General features: G+C 34.1%; 2 protein-coding genes. One reads left to right on the top strand and one right to left on the bottom strand.

From position 1 onward, the window contains the following. Nucleotides 1-1,187: 1,187 nt before the first annotated feature. Entirely contained in the window at nt 1,188-2,069 is an 882-nt protein-coding gene (locus FE392_RS19010) for a GNAT family protein (RefSeq protein WP_319931715.1), read from the top strand. A 189-nt stretch (nt 2,070-2,258) separates the two neighbouring features. Here the strand turns inward: FE392_RS19010 and FE392_RS19005 are convergent. Then, nucleotides 2,259-3,339, bottom strand: a 1,081-nt coding sequence (locus FE392_RS19005) for a phage tail protein (RefSeq protein ID WP_333783531.1), incomplete at its 5' end; no start/stop codon positions are given.

The raw sequence follows: 3,339 nt of genomic DNA, 5'->3' as shown, positions 1-3,339 counted from the left end.
AAACCGAGGTTTTTCAGCATATTTTTTATCGTGTTGTCGAACAAGACACTGAGAAAAGTTTTGTTTGGATACGACGGTGCTATATTAACAATCCTATCTGAAAACCGTGCCAATCCCCATAGACCAGAGAGCATCATATGCAAGTGTATTCTTGGGGCTATCAGGTAGCACTGGTACTAACGATGAATAAAGGTTAGGCAAAACCCGGAAGTCAATCCGTAAGTAACGGTAAAAAAATTAAGAAGCTATCTCAATAGGTATAGTTTGGTGAATCGTTATCACCCGATATTAATCTGTTGGGAAAAGAAAATAAGCGGGTATGAAGGTATGCTGTATTTTTGTTGTGGATTGCTTGTATGGAATACAATCCTTTCAGGATAAATTCAAATACTACAATCGTCATTACTGTTTAATCATCAGGTTATCCCAGTGACGGTAATGGCATTGTTGTGCGTAGTATTGATGTAGCTGCCGCAGAGAATATCTGAGCATTGGGTCGTTACAGCTATAGTATTAAAACCAGTACAATTGATCCGGAAAGCGATTTTATGTGCTGAAAAACAAAAACAAGGATTTTTTATCTTTATCACCTAATTAGAATTTCATTTTATCATTAGTTAATGTCGGCCAAATAAAGGGAAAAAAATCCATAATTGATGGCAAAAATGATAAAATGCAAGCCTTGCCGATGTGAAAACACTGTGTATTCCTTTATGCACGCTTTCAGGAATTATTGAAAACTTAAATATAAGGCTTTTTGGTTACAATGGAAAAAATATCAAATAATAGTGTTACTAACAACAATGCTTTGCTACTTTTATTTTTGAACGAGGTTGTATTTAGTTTTGTGAGAAATAAAAACACCTGTCTGAAAGGCTGAAGCAAAGTGGGTAACGATAAGAGAAAACAAAGGTACCTGATTAAAACTTAAAGCTCCATTATTTTTAATGTAGTCTTCATCAATTTTATTGAGTCAATTTTTTCTATAAAAATATTTTTTATGAATCCAATTAATTTTTTTATTTTTACCGGAAAAACCAAAACCACATAAAAAAATTTCCACATATAAATTAAATGGTTACCTAATTTCATTCTGCATATGGCATTCATATGGCTCCTCTTGTTTAATTTTGATAAAAACATTGTTATAATTATCAAACTGTGTGATTTTTTAAAAGATAAAAATAATGTTTGGATGGAAAAAAGCTAATATCGAAAACTATAAAGAAGCGTATGAACTTTTTGGGGGAGGAATAGTCACTTCGCCAGAAGTGCTTTCTTTCTTACATGAAAGATTTCCTCTTAGGGAAAAATTTTTTATTAAAACTAATAGGAATAATGAAATAACATCAGCTATTTGTACTTGGGAAGATAGTCATCTAGCTGGAGATCAATCTATAGCTTTGAAACATTCAATAAATAAATATCCATTGAATTTTGATGAGGTATTATTTCCATCCGACAATAAAAATCGTTTTTTTTTACCATACAAGACAAAATTTCTATCATGTATTAATAGCAATGACGTTATTAATTGCTCTCATATTTTTAATGCTCATAGGGAAATTTGCCTAGTTAAAGAACCTTCAAAAAAATCAATTTCAACAAGAAATAGAGAGTTGAATAAATTTTTAAAAGTTGGCGGTGAAGTAATAAACTCCTTAATTTTTAAAGTTGAAGATTTAGTAGATATCTATGATGAATTGTATTTTTCTAGAAGAAAAGAACATATTTTAAAAAAAGAAATGATAGAGCTACTAAAAGAATTACCAATGCTGAGATTTGGTAATCTACTTTTTCTTGATAGTAAACCTGTTGCTATGCAATATACTTTAAAAAAAGAAAATAAACATTGGGTAAATTATGACTATTATAATTTAGGAAGAAAGGATATAGGAATTTCTGGTATTCCGCTAGGTACTATTGCAATATGGGTTAATGTGAAAGAAGCAATTCAATACTCATCAGATAGTACTCTTAAATTGAGGTTTAGTTTTGGAAGGCCAACTTTTGATTATAAAGAACGTTGGTGCAAAAGAGAAAAGCTATATAAAATAATAACTCTTTAGAAAATAAAGCCGCTATGTAAAAGCGGCTAGTTATTTTATATTTTTTATTGCCTTTCAAGATTCAATTCTATTGGTTAAATTTATACATTCTAACACTTAATTAACTATATTGCGGAGTATTCTCCAACTTGTCATTGCATTGGACATTGAAATCCATTAATTTTAATAATTAATGTTATAATTTACATACTATGCAGCTTTTACGATATATAAAAAAGCAATGTTACGTGGGCGAGTCTCAGTTCCTATTTTTATATTATTCCAATTTGAATTAGTTGGGCCAGTACTAGTATTACCTCCATTTGATTTAAATCCTCCGGGCACATTACGATGAGAGCCATTCTGAGGTACACTGAAACCAAAAGTACTTTCAACTCCTGCAAGGTGGGCATGATCTTGAATACAATCAAGCTGTGAAGATAATACCTTACGCCCTGAATCAACATTACGCCCTACATCTAAGCCTCGAATAAACTCTCCTCGCAGGTCAGGCAAAATACCTGATGGATATGCCAATGCTAACTTTGGATAACGGGCTTTATCAAAACGCTCACCATTACAGATCAAGTATCCAGTAGGTGGTTTATCTTGAGGCCATGGTAAAGGAACTCCAACAGGTACACTGCCTAAAAAGCGATTATCAGCTTCCTGTTTCGTGTAACTTTCCCCACGAACAGCATATGATTGTTGCCTATGATTGCCATTAGTATTCAAAAAACGAGTGTGCAACATAGCAGAAGAATCAATCCAGATTTGCCCCACGTCACCACCGTTAGAGCCTACACTGATACCTTTTACCCATCCTCCTTCATGACCACACGAGAATGCTCCTATATATGATTGATCGGGAATTTTAGGCATATAAGTGGTTTGGGTAAATGCCCCAACATCTGCCGCAGAAGGTTTATTTTTAGTGGTGTAAAATTCTGTCCAGGGCTCTTCAAATCCAAACCGATCTCTCGCTGAACGATATGCTATACCATTATTTTTATATTTAGCTTGTAACTGGAGAGCCGGAGTACTGCCGGAACCTACATTAAAATGAACAGTGAGTAAGCTATCTCCACTTCTTGCCGTAATATAAGAACCTGATGCAGCATCCCATGGCACACTATCTTCCCCTTGCACAGTGGCGGTAGATCCTCTGGAAAATGCCCCAACATTTCCTGCTTCCAGAATAATATCGCCGCTCAGTGGCTTCCCATTCACTTTCCTCGTATTTGGCACCGCATGCTTGGCCAGGTTTTTAGTTTCCACCAAACCGAGGTTT

Origin of the sequence: Xenorhabdus santafensis (genome assembly GCF_033949405.1) — a bacterium.
Lineage (GTDB): Bacteria > Pseudomonadota > Gammaproteobacteria > Enterobacterales > Enterobacteriaceae > Xenorhabdus > Xenorhabdus santafensis.
Note: the sequence above shows the minus strand (reverse complement) of the source record. Positions and strands in the feature narration are given on the sequence as shown.

Coding starts and splice junctions, on each gene's coding strand:
- FE392_RS19010 (WP_319931715.1), top strand. CDS start 1,188: ATGTTTGGATGGAAAAAAGCTAATATCGAAAACTATAAAGAAGCGTAT.